The sequence below is a fragment of the Actinocorallia populi genome (assembly GCF_002995495.1).
Classification (GTDB): domain Bacteria; phylum Actinomycetota; class Actinomycetes; order Streptosporangiales; family Streptosporangiaceae; genus Actinocorallia; species Actinocorallia populi.
This window is the reverse complement of record NZ_PVZV01000010.1, coordinates 1-13396: the sequence shown is the minus strand read 5'-3', so window position 1 is coordinate 13396 and position 13396 is coordinate 1. Positions and strand designations below refer to the sequence as shown.

The following is a 13396-nucleotide window of genomic DNA, read 5'->3' as shown; positions in this document are numbered from 1 at the left end:
TCACTCCCAGCGGAAGAAGGCCACCGCTGTGACGGTGCCGACCAGGATCGCCGCTGCGAGACCGATCAGAGGGGGCGCGTCCACCGCGGTTCCCGCCCAGGCCGCGCCGAGGGCGTCCACGGTCGCGCCGACGGGCAACCAGCCGCCCACCTCGGCGAGCGCGGGAGGCAGTGCTTCGCGGCCGCCGAACATGCCGCCGATCGCCCCGATGCCGAGGAAGCCCACCAGGCCGATCGCGACCGCCGAGTTGGGGGTGGGGGCGAGGGCCGCGACGATCATGCCGGTGCCGTACATCGCGGCCATGGCCAGGGCCAGCACACCGAGTGCCGCGCCCACGTCGACGGGCGGACGCGCGTCGAAGAAGACGACGGCCACGAAGAGGGCCAGCGCGATCCCGACGGCGGCCTGCACGAGGCTCACGACGGCCTGGGCGAAGAGCACCATGAGGGGGGAGGCCGGAGTCACCCCGAGCCGCCGCAGGATTCCGGAGCGGCGGTAGTAGGCGAGGAAGCTCGGCATGTTGATGATCCCGATGGCGCCCATGACCATGGCGAGCAGGAGCGGGAGCACGTACAGGTCCAGCGCGGTCCGGCCGTTGACGATGACGTCGTCCCCCGCTCCGGAGGCACTGGTCAGCAGGATCAGCAGGGGCAGGCCGATCGGAACGACCAGCCCGGCGGTGTCCCGCACGACCATCTTCGCCTCGCAGCCGACAAGGGTCAGCATCGACCGGGCACCCGGCCGGCCGCCGTCGATCGCGGTGGTCATCCGATGTCCTCCGGCTCTCGTCCCGTGAGGGCGACGAACGCGTCGTCCAGGGTCTCTTCGCCTGCGCCGGCGACGATCCCGCGCGGAGTGCCGAGTGCGATCACGCGGCCGCCGTCGATCAGCGCGACGCGGTCGCACAGGCGCTCGACCTCCTCCATGGCGTGACTGACCAGCAGGATCGACACCCCCTCCTGCTGGAGCCGCTCCACCATCGCCCACATGCGGCGGCGCGCCTTCGGGTCCAGGCCGGTCGTGAGCTCGTCGAGGATCACGACCCGAGGGCGTCCGGCCAGGGCGAGCGCGATCGAGAGGCGCTGCTGCTGGCCTCCGGAGAGCTTTTCGAACACGATGCCCGCCTGTTCTCGGAGATCGACCATCTCCAGGAGCTCCGCCGTGGACCGCGGACTCCGGTAGAAGCTGCGGTACAGGCCGATGAGCTCCTTCACACGCAGCGCGTTGTGCAGATGCGCGTGCTGCAACTGGACACCGAGCACCTGGCGTACCCGGCGACGGTCACCGCGCGGGTCGAGCCCGAGGATGCGCACCGTGCCGTGATCGGGCTTCCGCAGCCCCGCCAGCATCTCCACCGTGGTGGTCTTCCCCGCCCCGTTCGTCCCCAGGATGCCGAAGGTCTCCCCCCGCTCGACACGGAGGCTCACGTCCGCGACGGCGACCTTTCCCCGGTAGCTCTTGGCGAGCCCCTCTGCGAAGATCGCCGGTTCGTCTTCAGTCATGGTCCGAGGCTAGAAATCCACGACCGGCCGCACATCTGCCAGAAGTCACCGCAGGAGGGCATGACTTCTGGCAGGGGCGGTCGCCGTGCGGCCCGCCCTACCATGAGGGCATGCGCCGACTGGGAACGGAGGGATGGGCCGGCCTCGCGATGCTCGCCGTCACGGTCTGCGTCGCGTCCCCCGCGTTGTTCGGCGTCGCCGAGACGAGCATCCCCCGTCCGGCATGGGCGGGCGTCTTCGTTCTGTTCGGCGCAGGGCTCCTCTGCGGTGCCGTGGCCGCCTCGAGGCTTCGGTTCGCGGGTTACGCCATCGGCGTCGCCGCGGCATGGGCCCTGGTGGTCACCGCCGAGATGGGGCTCGTCCTCATTCTGCTGATCGTCACCGCGGCGTTCAGCGTGTACGTCGTGCCGCTGTGGTGCGGGCTGCTCGTCGTCGCCCTGAACACCGGCGCGGTCGCGATCACCTACGTCCACCAGGATCAGGCGCCGTTCGAGCTGGGCATGACGGTCGGCTTCTACCTCCTGATCCAGCTCGCCACCCTGTTCAGCACGACGACCCTCGTCGGAGAACAGCGGCTGCGCGCGCAGCTGGCCGCCGCCCACGTCGAGCTGCAGGCGGCGAGCGTCCTCCTGTCGGAGTCGGCCCGCACCGCCGAACGCCTGCGCATCTCCCGTGAACTCCACGACCTCATCGGCCACCAGCTCACCGCCCTCACCCTCCAGCTCGAAACCGCACGGCATGTGGACGGCACGACCGCGCGTCAGCACATCGACAACGCCGACACCGTCGCACGCGAACTGCTCCGCGACGTGCGCACCACGGTCGACCGGCTGCGCACTCCGGCACCGGACCTGGAGGAGGCGCTGAACCGGATCGGCGACGGCATCCCCGGGCTCATCGTCACCGTCGACGTCGCCGACGGCGTCCGAGTCAGCGAACATGTGAGCATGGCTCTCGTGCGCGCGACGCAAGAGGTGGTCACCAACACCGTTCGCCACGCCGACGCGAAAGAGATCTGGGTCGAGATCGCATCCGACGACCGCTTCACAACGTTCCATGCGAGGGACGACGGACTCGGAGCAGCGGACCCGACGCCCGGCAACGGACTCCGAGGCCTCACGGAACGGTTCGAGGAACTCGGCGGCACCCTTGAGGTCGACGGGTCCTGCGGTTTCCGCGTCACGGCACGGGTGCCGCACCCATGACACGGGTCGTGGTCGTCGACGACCAGACGATCGTGCGGCAGGGCATCCGGAGCCTGCTCACGCTCGCCGGGATCACCGTCGTCGGCGAAGCCGAAGACGGACGCGCCGCCGTCGACCTCATCCTCTCCACCCGACCCGACGTGGTGCTGATGGACGCGCGCATGCCACGGTTCGACGGCATCTGGGCGCTCTGCCGCCTGCGCGACCTGGAGACCGCGGTCCCCGTTCTCGTGCTCACCACGTTCGACGACGACGACCTCGTCCTCGACGCGCTCCAGGCGGGGGCCCGCGGATACCTCCTGAAGGACGTCACGCTCGACCAGCTCACCCACGCGGTCAAAACACTTGCCGCGGGCGACACGCTCATCTCGCCGGCGATCACCGAACGCGTGCTCCGCGCCGTCCGCTCAGGCGCCCTCCCACCGGAGCAGGAGACGCCGCCTCCCCAGGAACTCACCCGACGGGAGACCGAGGTCCTCCGCCTGGTCGCCCAGGGGTACGGAAACCGGCAGATCGCCGAAGCCCTGTTCCTCGCCGAAGGCACCGTCAAGAACCACCTGTCCTCGATCCTGTCCAAGCTCGGCACCCGCGACCGCACCAACGCCGTGCTCAAAGCGATCCGCGACGGCATCCTCGGCTGATCCCGGCACCCGCCTCACCGCGCCGATCACCGGGACTCGACGAGCGGCGCGTCGTGCCTGTGGCGTGCCCATCCGACTCGTCCTACCGGATCGACCTGCTGTCGGCGCTCGCGCTCCTCGGCGTCGGCCTGGGCCCGTGCCCGCCTTCGATTTCCAGAACGCCGCCACGCTCCGGGGGCTCCGTCGCGTCCGCATCGCGCCGGAAGGCCGCGCGGTAGTCCCTCGGACGCCGTCCGGTGTGTTCGGAGAAGAGCGCGGCGAAGGTTCCGGAGTCCTTGTAGCCGACCGCGGCGGAGATGGCGGCGATGGTCAGATCCGTGGTCTCGAGGAGGTGGCGTGCGCGGCGGACGCGCGACGACTGCAGGTAACGGAGGGGGCTTTGGCCGGTCTCGTCCGCGAAGCGGCGCAGCAGCGTCCGGGTGCTGACATTGAACGCCTTCGACAGCGCGGCGAGGTCGTACCGGGCGGCGAGGTTCTGGTCGAGCCGCCGCATGACCCTGTGGGAGAACTCGTTTCCGGGCCGCGGAAGAAGCCGGGCGTCGACATAGGGGGCCTGGGACGATCGGGCATCGTCGAGGAGGGTCACCCGCGCGGTCGCCCGTGCCACGTCGGAGCCGCTGTGCCGGCGGATCAGTTCCAGCGCGAAGTCGTACATGGCGCTGAAGGCCGCGGTCGTCGTCACGCCCTTGTCGGTGACGACCAGGCGTTCGGGCCGGATGTCGGCGTCCGGACAGCGACGCGCCAATTCGTCCGCGAAGAACCATGCCGTCGTGGCACGGCGCCGGTGGAGAAGCCCCGCCTCGGCGAGCAGGAACGCGCCGACGCAGATCGAGACGACGGCGCCGCCCGCCGTCGCGTGCGCGCGGATCGCCGTGATCTCGGGGGCGAGGGGCGCGAGCTTCGCGTCCACGTCGAGGCCCGGCCGGAGTTCGAACCCCGGTACGACGAGGACGTCCGCCTCGCGCAGCGGAGAGACGGCTAGCGCCGCACCGCCCGACGCGGCGACGCGGAGGCGGGGCGAGACGACCGACACCTCGTATCCGGCACGGTCCGGACCGGCGACGTGCGCGGCCATCGTGAGGAGGTCGGGTATGCCGAACACCTCGGACGCGAAGCAGCCCGGATAGGCCAGGACGGCGATCCGCAGCGCGTTCACCCTCGTCTCCTCCCACACTTTGGCGAGATCACCCCGGTACATGGCGATCCGGCCCATCGTCCCATCGTGCGCACCGGTCCATGCTCGTCGCCATGAGTGCTGCCGACGGGCGTCTCGACGACGCGATCACGGATTTCTCCCACCGGCTCGTGGAAGTGGAGGGGGTGGCGAAGACGGTGTACGTCGCGGGTTCCGGACCGGCCGTCGTGCTGATGCCGGAGATGCCCGGCATCAGTCCTGACGTCCTTCGGCTGGCACGGTGGGTGCGGGACGCGGGCTTCACCGTCCACGTCCCCTCGCTCTTCGGGATCGACGGAGCCCATCCCACGGCCGAGGGCGGCGCGGAGGTCATCCGCCGCGCGTGCGTCAGCGCCGAGTTCCGCGCGTTCGCCGGAGGCGGCACCAGCCCCGTCACGGCGTGGCTCCGCAGGCTCGCACGCCAGGCCCACGCCGAATGCGGAGGCCCGGGAGTCGGCGCGATCGGGTTGTGCTTCACCGGCAACTTCGCCCTCACCATGGCGCTCGAACCGGCCGTCATCGCGCCGGTGGTCAACCACCCGTCACTGCCGTTGGACGACCCCGCCGGACTCGAGATCAGCCCCGAGGACGCACGCGCTGTCCGAGACCGCATCGCGCGCGACGGGCTGAAGGTCCTCGCCTACCGCTTCGACGACGACCGCTGGTGCACCGGCCGGCGCTTCGCCGCCTACCGGGCGCTCCTCGGCGACGCCTTCGACGGCCGTGTCCTTCCCGGCGGCTCCGCCAACACCGACCCGCCCCCGTTCTTCCGCGACGTCGTCGGCACCCCCCACAGCGTCGTCACCGCCCACCTCGTCGATGAGGACGGGCACCCCACGCTGCGGGCCAGGGACGAGATCCTCGCCTTCCTGACCGACCGCCTGAACCGGACGCGGTAGACGGCCCGCGGTCTTCGAGGCGAAGACATGCCGGAAACGTGCAGCCCGCACCTCGGCTTCGGGGAAGAAGGCCGGGTGACCGGTCCCCGCCCCCGGGCCGGGGGCCGCCGTTCACCGGGCCCGCTGTCCGGACGGCGAACGCGGAACCCGGCACGGCTCCCGTCCGGCATCGGTCACCAGGACTCGATGAGGGGCGCGGGGCGTTCCCGCTTCGTCCACGCCGAGGTGAGGCGGCCGAGACGATGCGGGGAGGCCAGGCCGTGGGCGGAGGCGATCTTGCCGTCGCGCGTCCCGAACACGACGAGGCCCACCACCCGGTCGTCGAGCACGGCGATCAGGGCGGGGGAGCCGTTGACCACGGCGGCGTGCAGGTCGGGGGAGCCGCCGGCCAGCCGCCGTTTGCTCTCGCTCGGTTTGAGCGCGCCCCGTATGGTGGCGGCCACGCGCTCCGGGGTGGGGAAGTGCAGCAACTTCCTGGTGAGTCCGGCGCCGTCCGAGACCGCGGTCGCGTCCTCGGTGAGCAGCGCGATCAGCCGTTCGGTCCGGCCCGAGGCGGCGGCGTCGAGGAAGGCCTTGACGATCCGGCGCGCGTCGGAGCCGTCGGGGGTGTCGTCGCGGCGCGGAGCGGCGACGCGCCGCCGGGCGCGGTGGAGGTGCTGCTGGCTGGCGGACTCGGTGATGCCGAGGATGTCGGCGATCTCGGCGTGGCTGTGGGAGAACGCCTCGCGCAGCACGTAGACGGCGCGCTCGTGGGGGGAGAGGCGCTCCATGAGGATCAGCACGGCCAGGGACACCGATTCGCGCTGCTCGAAGGTGTCGGCCGGGCCGAGCATCGGGTCGCCGGCGAGGAGCGGTTCGGGCAGCCACACCCCGGTCGTGCGCTCGTGTCTCGCCTGCGCGGAGCGGAGCCGGTCGAGGCACAGGTTGGTGACGACCTTGGTCAGCCATGCCTCCGGCACCTCGATCCGGTCGCGGTCGGCCGCCTCCCAGCGCAGGAACGCGTCCTGCACGGCGTCCTCGGCGTCGGCGGCCGAGCCGAGCAGGCGGTACGCGAGTGAGGCCAGCCGGGACCGGCCGGCCTCGAACCGCTCGACGGCGAGGGTGTCCATGCGGCCGACCTTAGGCGACCGCCGCCGCGGTGGAACGTTCGGGAGCGGCGGCCAGGCGGTGCTTCCTGGTCGGCATGCCGAAGGTCGGGTGGTTCGTGCTCCAGATGGAGCCCTTGAGGATGCCGCTCTTGAAGTGCGCGGCGGCGCGGCCCCGCAGGAACCAGGACTTGGCACGGGCCTCGCCGTCGACCATCTGGAAGATCGCGTCGCGCCGTCCGAGGCTGATGTGGTTGCCGACGTACTTCAGCGCCGTGGACGGGACCTTGCGGCCGGTCAGGCGGCCGATGATCGCGCCGGTCGCCTGCATGCTCGTGAAACCGGCCGAGGCGCACGACATCGGCAGCGGCCTGCCGTTCTCGCCGATGACGTGGACGCTGTCACCGGCGGCGTAGACGTCGGGGTGCGAGACCGAGCGCATGGTGTCGTCGACGACGATCTGGCCGGTGGCGGTGGCTTCGAGGCCGCTGTCCGCCGCGATGGGGTGGACGGCGAACCCGCCGCACCACACGGTCGCCTCGGCCGCGAAGACGGTGCCGTCGGCGCCGATCGCCCCCGTCGTCTCGACGCGGGAGACGGACGTGTGCCCGTGGACGGTGATGCCGAAGCGGTCGAAGGCCTGGCGCAGGTGGCGGCGGGCGCCGGGGGAGAGCCAGTCGCCCGGTTCGCCGCGGGCGGCCAGCGCCACCTTCAGCCCGGGCCGCGACTCGGCGATCTCGGTGGCGGTCTCGATGCCGGTCAGGCCGTCGCCCACGACCAGCACGCGCCCGCCCTCGCCCAGGCCGTCCAGGCGTTCGCGCAGCCGCAGCGCCGCGGCCCGGTCGGTGACGTGGAAGGCGTGCTCGGCGACACCGGGGACGCCGTGGTCGGCGACGGTGCTGCCGAGCGTGTAGAGGAGGGTGTCGTAGGAGAGCTCGCCGTCGTCCAGAACGACGGACTTGCGTGCGACGTCGACCGCTTCGACGCGCGCCAGGCGCAGCCGCACCCCGGTACCGGCGAAGATGTCGGCCAGCCGGTGCTTCTTGAGGTCCTGGCCGGCCGCGAGCTGGTGGAGGCGCAGCCGCTCGACGAAGTCCGGCACGGCGTTGACGACGGTGATCTCGGTGTCGGCGGGGTCGAGGCGGCGGGCCAGGACCCCGGCCGAGTAGGCCCCGGCGTAACCGGCGCCGAGGACGACGATGCGGTGCCTCATGCTCTTGCTCCTGTCTGTTCGCTTGCCCCTTGAGCGAGACAGCGGCCCGATCCATGACAGGACCCCGCTATGAAGCGGGTCACACCCCTTCCCCGAGAACGCGCCGTGCGGTTCCGGCCGGATCACCTGTCGCCGGGCCAGGGCCCGGGGACGTCGGGGAAGCAGGCGCGGACGGCCTCCCCCCTCCTGGCGAGGCCGCCGCGCAGCCGGATCCAGGAGGAGTCGGCGAAGCCGAGGGCGAAGTCCCCCTCGTCGTAGCGGCGGCAGGCCGGAACCTGGTCGTGCCGGACCCACCACGGAACGAGGGAGGGCCCGAGCCTCCGGCCGACTCCGCTGCGGATGCGGACCAGCATCAGCCGCGTGTCCGTCACGGCCAGGACGTGCTCGCATCCGCTGGTCTCCGGGTCGTACTGGACGCGGAGCCGCCCCGCCAGGCTGTCCATCCCGCCGTGCAGCGCCGTCGAGAACAGGGCGCGGCTGTCGGGCTCCCACTCCCCGGCGGCGAACGCCGCGATCGACACCGCGGCCCCGGCCATCTTCCTGGCCGACGACCTGCCTCCGAAACCGTCCTGCACCCGCGACCTGCGCGGCACCTTCGGACAGTCGGGATGCGGCCGGAGATCGGCGAAGACCTCCAGCCGCTCGCCGGGCTCGAGCACCCCGGAGACGAACGCCCCGATCTCCTCGTCGCTCAGCGAGAGGAACACCCCGCGCTGCCGCGCCTGCTGCGCGACGGCCTTGGCCGCCTTCCCCGCGAGGTCGCGGAACTCCTGGGCCATCAGCCGCCCTTCCCGTCAAAAACGAAGATCGCCTACCCGATCGGGTCGATCATGATAAACCCACCTGTACCGCCCTGGCGGTAAGAACGCCGATTCCTCATCGGGTCGGCACGCGTCATCGAACGCAACGGTGGCGTCCTGGAGGACGCTCGCACCACCGACGCGGGCATCAAGCACCGCTACTGGACCGCCCTGTAGACAGCGGTGCAGCCGCGTTGGTCCGCAGACACCGTCATCGTCACCTTGATACCGCGTCTGCGCAGGTAGGCCCGGTTCTTGTGAGACTTGGCGGCCGGGTGGACAGGGCCGCTGCGCACGACCGGTTCTGCTCCTCAACGGAGCGGAGGAAGTATCGGCCTGGCCTGAGCTGGAGGAGAGCGCGACCGGGTTTCTGCGCGGTGCGGAGCACGTCGATGCCGCTTCGCTCGTGGAGTTGGCGGAGGCTCTGGTCGGTCTGGCCGCGGGTGCGCTCCCTCCCGCTCCGGCCGGGCGTCATTGGTACTACGGAACTCCGCAGGGCCGGGTCGTGCAAGGCGGATAGCGCCCGCTGCCGTGGTGCTGGTCGCGTGACAGCGGACGGGAGGCGGGGCGAAGCCCCTCGCTCGGGGTTTGGGGGAGGGCTGCGGAGAGCGCGGTCCCGCATGCGGCGAGGGGCCGCGCGGTGAAGGGGCGGCGGAGGGCTTCAGCCCTTGAAGCGGAGCAGGGCCTCCTGGGCGTAGGAGGCGACGAGGGAGCCGTCTTCGGTGAGGACGTCGCCGCGGCCGAAGCTGCGGCCGTGGGCGAGGAGGGGGCTGTGCTGGCGGAGCAGGAGCCAGGCGTCGGTGCGGAAGGGGCGGTGGAACCACAGGGTGTGGGAGGTCACCGCCGAGATGAAGGCGGTGCCGGCGTCGCGTTGGGAGACGCCGTCGACGGGGCGCAGGGCGGTGCCGATGAGGGTGAGGTCGGTGGCGTAGGCGGTGAGGGCGGGTGCCAGGGCCTCGGCGTCGTGTTCGAGGGGCCGGGAGCGCAGCCACAACTCCAGTTCGGGGGCCTCGGGCTTGGGGGAGTCCAGGTCGGCGGTGGTCCTCGTCTCCCAGGGGAGGAGGTCGAGGTCGACCCGGTGTTCTTCGCCCGGTACGGCGGGGACGGCGGCGGTCGTCTGGTGGTCGCGTCCGTCCTCGGCCGTGTGCAGGGAGACCGAGGCGGTGGCGATGACGCCGCGGCTCTGGCGGGCGGTGACGGCCAGTGTGGCGAAGGTGCCTCCCTCGTGGTGGCGTTCGACCTCGTAGCGGACGGGCTCGTCGGCGGAGCCCGCGCGGGGGAACAGCACGTGCAGGGACTTGACGCCCTTGTCGGGGCAGGTGAGGGAGGCGGCGCGGACGCACTGGGCGAGGAGCTGGCCGCCGAACAGGCGGTGGTAGGTCAGCCGCTGGTTGCGGCCCTCGTAGCCGCTGGTGCCGTCCGCCTGCGAAGGGGAGAGGTCGAGGCAGGCGAGGAGGTCGTTCCACAGATCGATGGACATTCCCCTATGATAGGGACGCTATCGAAAAATGAGAACGGCCTTCTCGCCCATTCGGGCTACTTCCCGGCGAATCCATGGGAGCAGAACTCCCAGACCTCGTCGGAGGTGAGGGAGCCGGCGCTCTCGGCGTCCGCCGGACCGCTGGACTGGGCGTTGAACATCACCGTCTGCATGGTCAGCGCGGCGAGGCGGCGGGGCTTGAGGGAGGAGTTCAACTCGCCCGCGGCCTCGGCGCCGGTGATCAGCTCGGTGAAGAGCGTGAGCATCGGCGAGTGCGCGTCCTTCACCTCGGCCGGGTGGGAGAGCAGCAGCTGGGGGGCGAAGTCGGTGAACAGGGGGCGCTGGGCCGCGGGGTCGGGCCGGGACAGCTCGAACAGCAGGTGGACGGCGACCTTGAGCTGCTCCAGCGGGTCGCTCTGGCCGGCCGCGGCGGCGCGGATCTGGTCGGCGGACCGCCGCAGCGCGTCCTCGAAGAGGGCGAGCAGCAGTTCGTGCTTGCCGTCGAAGTGCTGGTAGAAACTGCGCAGCGACTGGCGGGAGCGGTCGACGACCTCCTGCACGGTGAAGTCGGTGGTGCCCTTCTCCGTGATGATCGCCTGGGCGGCGTCGAGGAAGCGCTCCACCCGCTGCTCGGCGCGGAGCTTGGCGGCCTTGGTGGAGCGCTCGATCGCGCGCTGCTTCCAGGCCGGCTCTTCGCTCACGGTACTCACGGGCGGATCCGTCTTCTGCGCCATAGGTAAACCTTACTGCACGGTACGAGCAGGAGGACTGTGTCCCTGGTCATGTCTTGGCCGTCCCTGGGGAGACTCTTACTTTCATTTCACGAGAATGATATTCTCCCGAAGCCGCATGCCGAAACCTGAAAGAAGGAGGCCGGGATGCTCTTCGAATTCGACGCCGATCAACGGCTGTGGCAGGACACCGTCCGCGAGGTCCTGGCCAAGGAGTGCCCGCCCGCGCTGGTCCGCGGGGTCGTGGACGAGGGCGTCGACCCCGGGCCGCTCTGGAGGGCCTACGTCCGGCACGGCTGGACGGAGCTGACCGGTTCCGGTGAGGCGGTGGAGCTGGCGATCGTGCTGGAGGAGCTGGGCCGGGCGACCGATCCCACCCCCTACCTGGCGACGATGACGCAGTTCGCCCCGTTCTTCCCGGAGGTCGCGGAGAAGGGCGTGTCCGGGACCGCCGTGTTCGAGGGCGTGAGCGCGCACCGGGACGACGGCGGCTGGGTGCTGGACGGCACCGCGCGGTACGTCCTGGACGGCGACCGCGCCGACCGGCTGGCCGTCGTCACCGGCGAGGGCGTCTTCACCGTCCCCGCCGACGAGGCGCACGTCACCCGCACCCCCGTCTTCGACCCGCTCCTGCACGTCGCGGAGGTCTCGTTCTGGAACGTGCGGGTCGCCGACCAGGACCGTGCCGAGAACGCCGACCCGCAGAGGACACGGCACCTGGCGCTCACCGGTCTGGCCCTGACCACGGTCGGCGCCTGCCAGCGCATCCTGGACCTGACACTGGAGCACGTGCGCACCCGGCACCAGTTCGGCGTGCCCATCGGCTCGTTCCAAGCGGTCAAGCACAAGGCCGCCGACATGCATGTGGCGATCGAGCGGGCGCGGGCGCTGGCGTATTACGCGGCGCTGACGATCGCCGCCGACGACCCGCGCCGCCGTCTGGCCGCCTCGATGGCCAAGGCCGCCGCGGGCGAGTGCCAGTCCCTGGTGTTCCGCCACGGCCTCCAACTCTTCGGAGGCATGGGTTACACGTGGGAGAACGACCTTCAGTTCGCGCTCAAGCGGGCCAAGGCGGGTGAGCTGCTGCTCGGCGGCGCCGCGGAGCACCGGGCGCTGATCGCCGAGGAGTACGCATGAAGCTGACGTTCGACGCCGACGTCGAGGCCTTCCGCGCCGAATTCTCGGCGTTCCTCGACGCGCACCTGCCCAAGGAGGCGGAAGAACTCGAGCGCCCCCGCTCCACCGCCCACATCCCCGAGTGGGCGAGGCGCTGGCAGCGGCTGCTGTTCGAGGAGGGCTGGCTGCTACCGGCCAACCCGCCGGAGTTCGGCGGCCGGAACGCGAGCCTGCTCCAGCAGTACGTACACCTGGAGGAACTCGCCCGCCGCCGGATCTACCACAGCTTCAACCCGCAGGGCCTGGGCATCATCGCCGCCTCACTGCTTTCGTTCGGCACCGAGGAGCAGAAGCACCGCTGGGCCGTCCCCGTCCTGCGCGCGGAGAAGACCGCCGCGCTGGGCATGAGCGAACCGGACGCCGGTTCGGACCTGGCCTCCCTGCGCACCCGCGCCGACCTTCAGGGCGACCACTTCGTGGTGAACGGGCAGAAGGTCTGGACGTCCGGCGCCCACGACGCCGACTTCATCCTCGCCTTCGTGCGCACCGACCCCGACGCGCCCAAGCACAAGGGCATCAGCGTGCTGATCGTCCCCACGGACCTGCCCGGGGTGAACCGCCGCCCGTTCGGTTCCCTGGTCGGCCCCGACGACCTGGACTTCAACGAGGTCTTCTTCGAGAACGTCAAGGTGCCCGCCGAGAACCTCGTCGGCGCGCTGAACGACGGATGGCGGGTCGCCAACGGCTCCCTCGGCCACGAGCGCACCATGCTGTGGCTGAGCTTCGCCGAACGGCTGGAGGACCTGACCCAGGACTTCCGCCCCGAGGACGTCCTGGCCCGCGACCGCTACGCCACGCTCGTCATGGACCTGCAGGCGCTGCGCCTGATGGGTTCGGCCGCCCTGGCGCGGGCGGCACGGGGCGAGCAGGACGTGGCGTCCGTGTCCGTGCTGAAGGTCTTCGGCTCCGAAGCCGTCCAGAACGCCACCGAGCAGGCCCTGGAAGCGGCGGGATCCCAGGCGCTCGTGCATCCCGCGCGGACCGCGCCGTTCAACCCCATGACCCTGGAGGACTTCTACGCCGGCTGGTTCGAGCGGTACGCCCGGAGCTTCTCGGGCACCATCGCCGGAGGCACCTCCGAGATCCAGCGCACCATCATCGCCGAGCGGGTGCTCGGCCTGCCCCGAAGCTGAGGAGCCCGACTTGTACATCGACTACGAGGTCGCCGACGGGATCGCGACCATCACCCTCAACCGCCCCGAGGCCGCCAACGCCCAGAACATGCAGCTCCTCGACGAGCTGGACGCCGCCTGGACGAAGGCCGCGCAGGACGAGGACGCCAAGGTCATCGTCCTGCGGGCCGAGGGAAGGCACTTCTCCGCCGGGCACGACCTGAACGACGGCGGCTGGCCCGCCCCCGAGCAGATCACCCTGGAATGGATCTACAACGCCGAGACGCGGCGCTACCTGGACTACTCGCTGCGCTGGCGCAACGTGCCCAAGCCGTCGATCGCCGCGGTCCAGGGCCGCTGCATCGCGGGCGGCCTGCT

At 71.2% G+C, this 13396-nt stretch carries 14 protein-coding genes; 6 read left to right on the top strand and 8 right to left on the bottom strand.

Annotated features, from left to right (window positions below; all coding sequences use genetic code 11):
* The gene (locus C2865_RS32935; protein WP_106402553.1) at positions 1-768 is read right to left on the bottom strand and encodes an ABC transporter permease; all 768 of its coding nucleotides are present in this window, start codon (positions 766-768) and stop codon (positions 1-3) included.
* Entirely contained in the window at positions 765-1502 is a 738-nt protein-coding gene (locus tag C2865_RS32930) for an ABC transporter ATP-binding protein (RefSeq protein ID WP_106402552.1), read from the bottom strand. The genes C2865_RS32935 and C2865_RS32930 overlap by 4 nt, the downstream gene beginning before the upstream one ends.
* Before the next feature lie 110 nt (positions 1503-1612).
* Here C2865_RS32930 and C2865_RS32925 point away from each other — a divergent pair, with 110 nt between their 5' ends.
* Positions 1613-2707, top strand: coding sequence for a histidine kinase (locus C2865_RS32925; RefSeq protein ID WP_106402551.1), 1095 nt, complete (start codon positions 1613-1615; stop codon positions 2705-2707).
* Positions 2704-3348 carry a response regulator gene (locus C2865_RS32920; protein WP_106402550.1) on the top strand — a complete coding sequence of 215 codons (645 nt, stop codon included), beginning with the start codon at positions 2704-2706 and terminating at the stop codon, positions 3346-3348. The genes C2865_RS32925 and C2865_RS32920 overlap by 4 nt, the downstream gene beginning before the upstream one ends.
* 82 nt (positions 3349-3430) lie before the next feature.
* On the opposite strand, the gene C2865_RS32915 is transcribed toward C2865_RS32920, so the two are convergent.
* On the bottom strand, positions 3431-4561 hold the full coding sequence (locus C2865_RS32915; RefSeq protein WP_232835933.1) for a GlxA family transcriptional regulator: 1131 nt from the start codon (positions 4559-4561) through the stop codon (positions 3431-3433).
* 35 nt (positions 4562-4596) lie between these two features.
* On the opposite strand from C2865_RS32915, the gene C2865_RS32910 reads away from it, so the two are divergent.
* Positions 4597-5421 (top strand): dienelactone hydrolase family protein, encoded by an 825-nt coding sequence (locus C2865_RS32910; RefSeq protein ID WP_106402791.1) that lies wholly within the window; start codon positions 4597-4599, stop codon positions 5419-5421.
* Positions 5422-5594: 173 nt separating this feature from the next.
* On the opposite strand, the gene C2865_RS32905 is transcribed toward C2865_RS32910, so the two are convergent.
* The 5 genes from C2865_RS32905 to C2865_RS32880 all read right to left on the bottom strand — a co-directional run bounded on the left by C2865_RS32905 (position 5595) and on the right by C2865_RS32880 (position 10709).
* Positions 5595-6530, bottom strand: coding sequence for a sigma-70 family RNA polymerase sigma factor (locus tag C2865_RS32905; protein ID WP_106402549.1), 936 nt, complete (start codon positions 6528-6530; stop codon positions 5595-5597).
* A 10-nt stretch (positions 6531-6540) separates the two neighbouring features.
* Positions 6541-7719: an NAD(P)/FAD-dependent oxidoreductase gene (locus tag C2865_RS32900; protein WP_106402548.1), complete on the bottom strand. Its 1179-nt coding sequence runs from the start codon at positions 7717-7719 to the stop codon at positions 6541-6543.
* Between the two features lie 122 nt (positions 7720-7841).
* Positions 7842-8498: a hypothetical protein gene (locus C2865_RS32895; protein WP_106402547.1), complete on the bottom strand. Its 657-nt coding sequence runs from the start codon at positions 8496-8498 to the stop codon at positions 7842-7844.
* Positions 8499-9180: 682 nt separating this feature from the next.
* A complete protein-coding gene (locus C2865_RS32885; protein WP_106402546.1) occupies positions 9181-9999 on the bottom strand; it encodes an acyl-CoA thioesterase in 819 nt (272 codons plus the stop codon).
* Positions 10000-10055: 56 nt separating this feature from the next.
* The gene (locus C2865_RS32880) at positions 10056-10709 is read right to left on the bottom strand and encodes a TetR/AcrR family transcriptional regulator (protein WP_232835932.1); all 654 of its coding nucleotides are present in this window, start codon (positions 10707-10709) and stop codon (positions 10056-10058) included.
* A gap of 168 nt (positions 10710-10877) precedes the next feature.
* Between C2865_RS32880 and C2865_RS32875 the strand changes: the two genes are divergently transcribed.
* The 3 genes from C2865_RS32875 to C2865_RS32865 all read left to right on the top strand — a co-directional run.
* Positions 10878-11867 (top strand): acyl-CoA dehydrogenase family protein, encoded by a 990-nt coding sequence (locus C2865_RS32875; RefSeq protein ID WP_106402544.1) that lies wholly within the window; start codon positions 10878-10880, stop codon positions 11865-11867.
* A complete protein-coding gene (locus C2865_RS32870) occupies positions 11864-13039 on the top strand; it encodes an acyl-CoA dehydrogenase family protein (protein ID WP_106402543.1) in 1176 nt (391 codons plus the stop codon). The genes C2865_RS32875 and C2865_RS32870 overlap by 4 nt, the downstream gene beginning before the upstream one ends.
* Positions 13040-13049: 10 nt before the next feature.
* Positions 13050-13396 (top strand): enoyl-CoA hydratase-related protein (locus C2865_RS32865; RefSeq protein WP_198653772.1); only part of this gene is annotated, 347 nt, incomplete at its 3' end.

What these genes read in the sequence shown, in the direction of transcription:
- C2865_RS32935 (WP_106402553.1), bottom strand. Translation starts at nt 768, where the DNA reads ATGACCACCGCGATCGACGGCGGCCGGCCGGGTGCCCGGTCGATGCTG.
- C2865_RS32925 (WP_106402551.1), top strand. Translation starts at nt 1,613, where the DNA reads ATGCGCCGACTGGGAACGGAGGGATGGGCCGGCCTCGCGATGCTCGCC.
- C2865_RS32870 (WP_106402543.1), top strand. Translation starts at nt 11,864, where the DNA reads ATGAAGCTGACGTTCGACGCCGACGTCGAGGCCTTCCGCGCCGAATTC.
- C2865_RS32915 (WP_232835933.1), bottom strand. Translation starts at nt 4,561, where the DNA reads ATGGGCCGGATCGCCATGTACCGGGGTGATCTCGCCAAAGTGTGGGAG.
- C2865_RS32920 (WP_106402550.1), top strand. Translation starts at nt 2,704, where the DNA reads ATGACACGGGTCGTGGTCGTCGACGACCAGACGATCGTGCGGCAGGGC.
- C2865_RS32905 (WP_106402549.1), bottom strand. Translation starts at nt 6,530, where the DNA reads ATGGACACCCTCGCCGTCGAGCGGTTCGAGGCCGGCCGGTCCCGGCTG.
- C2865_RS32930 (WP_106402552.1), bottom strand. Translation starts at nt 1,502, where the DNA reads ATGACTGAAGACGAACCGGCGATCTTCGCAGAGGGGCTCGCCAAGAGC.
- C2865_RS32875 (WP_106402544.1), top strand. Translation starts at nt 10,878, where the DNA reads ATGCTCTTCGAATTCGACGCCGATCAACGGCTGTGGCAGGACACCGTC.
- C2865_RS32910 (WP_106402791.1), top strand. Translation starts at nt 4,597, where the DNA reads ATGAGTGCTGCCGACGGGCGTCTCGACGACGCGATCACGGATTTCTCC.
- C2865_RS32900 (WP_106402548.1), bottom strand. Translation starts at nt 7,719, where the DNA reads ATGAGGCACCGCATCGTCGTCCTCGGCGCCGGTTACGCCGGGGCCTAC.
- C2865_RS32885 (WP_106402546.1), bottom strand. Translation starts at nt 9,999, where the DNA reads ATGTCCATCGATCTGTGGAACGACCTCCTCGCCTGCCTCGACCTCTCC.
- C2865_RS32895 (WP_106402547.1), bottom strand. Translation starts at nt 8,498, where the DNA reads ATGGCCCAGGAGTTCCGCGACCTCGCGGGGAAGGCGGCCAAGGCCGTC.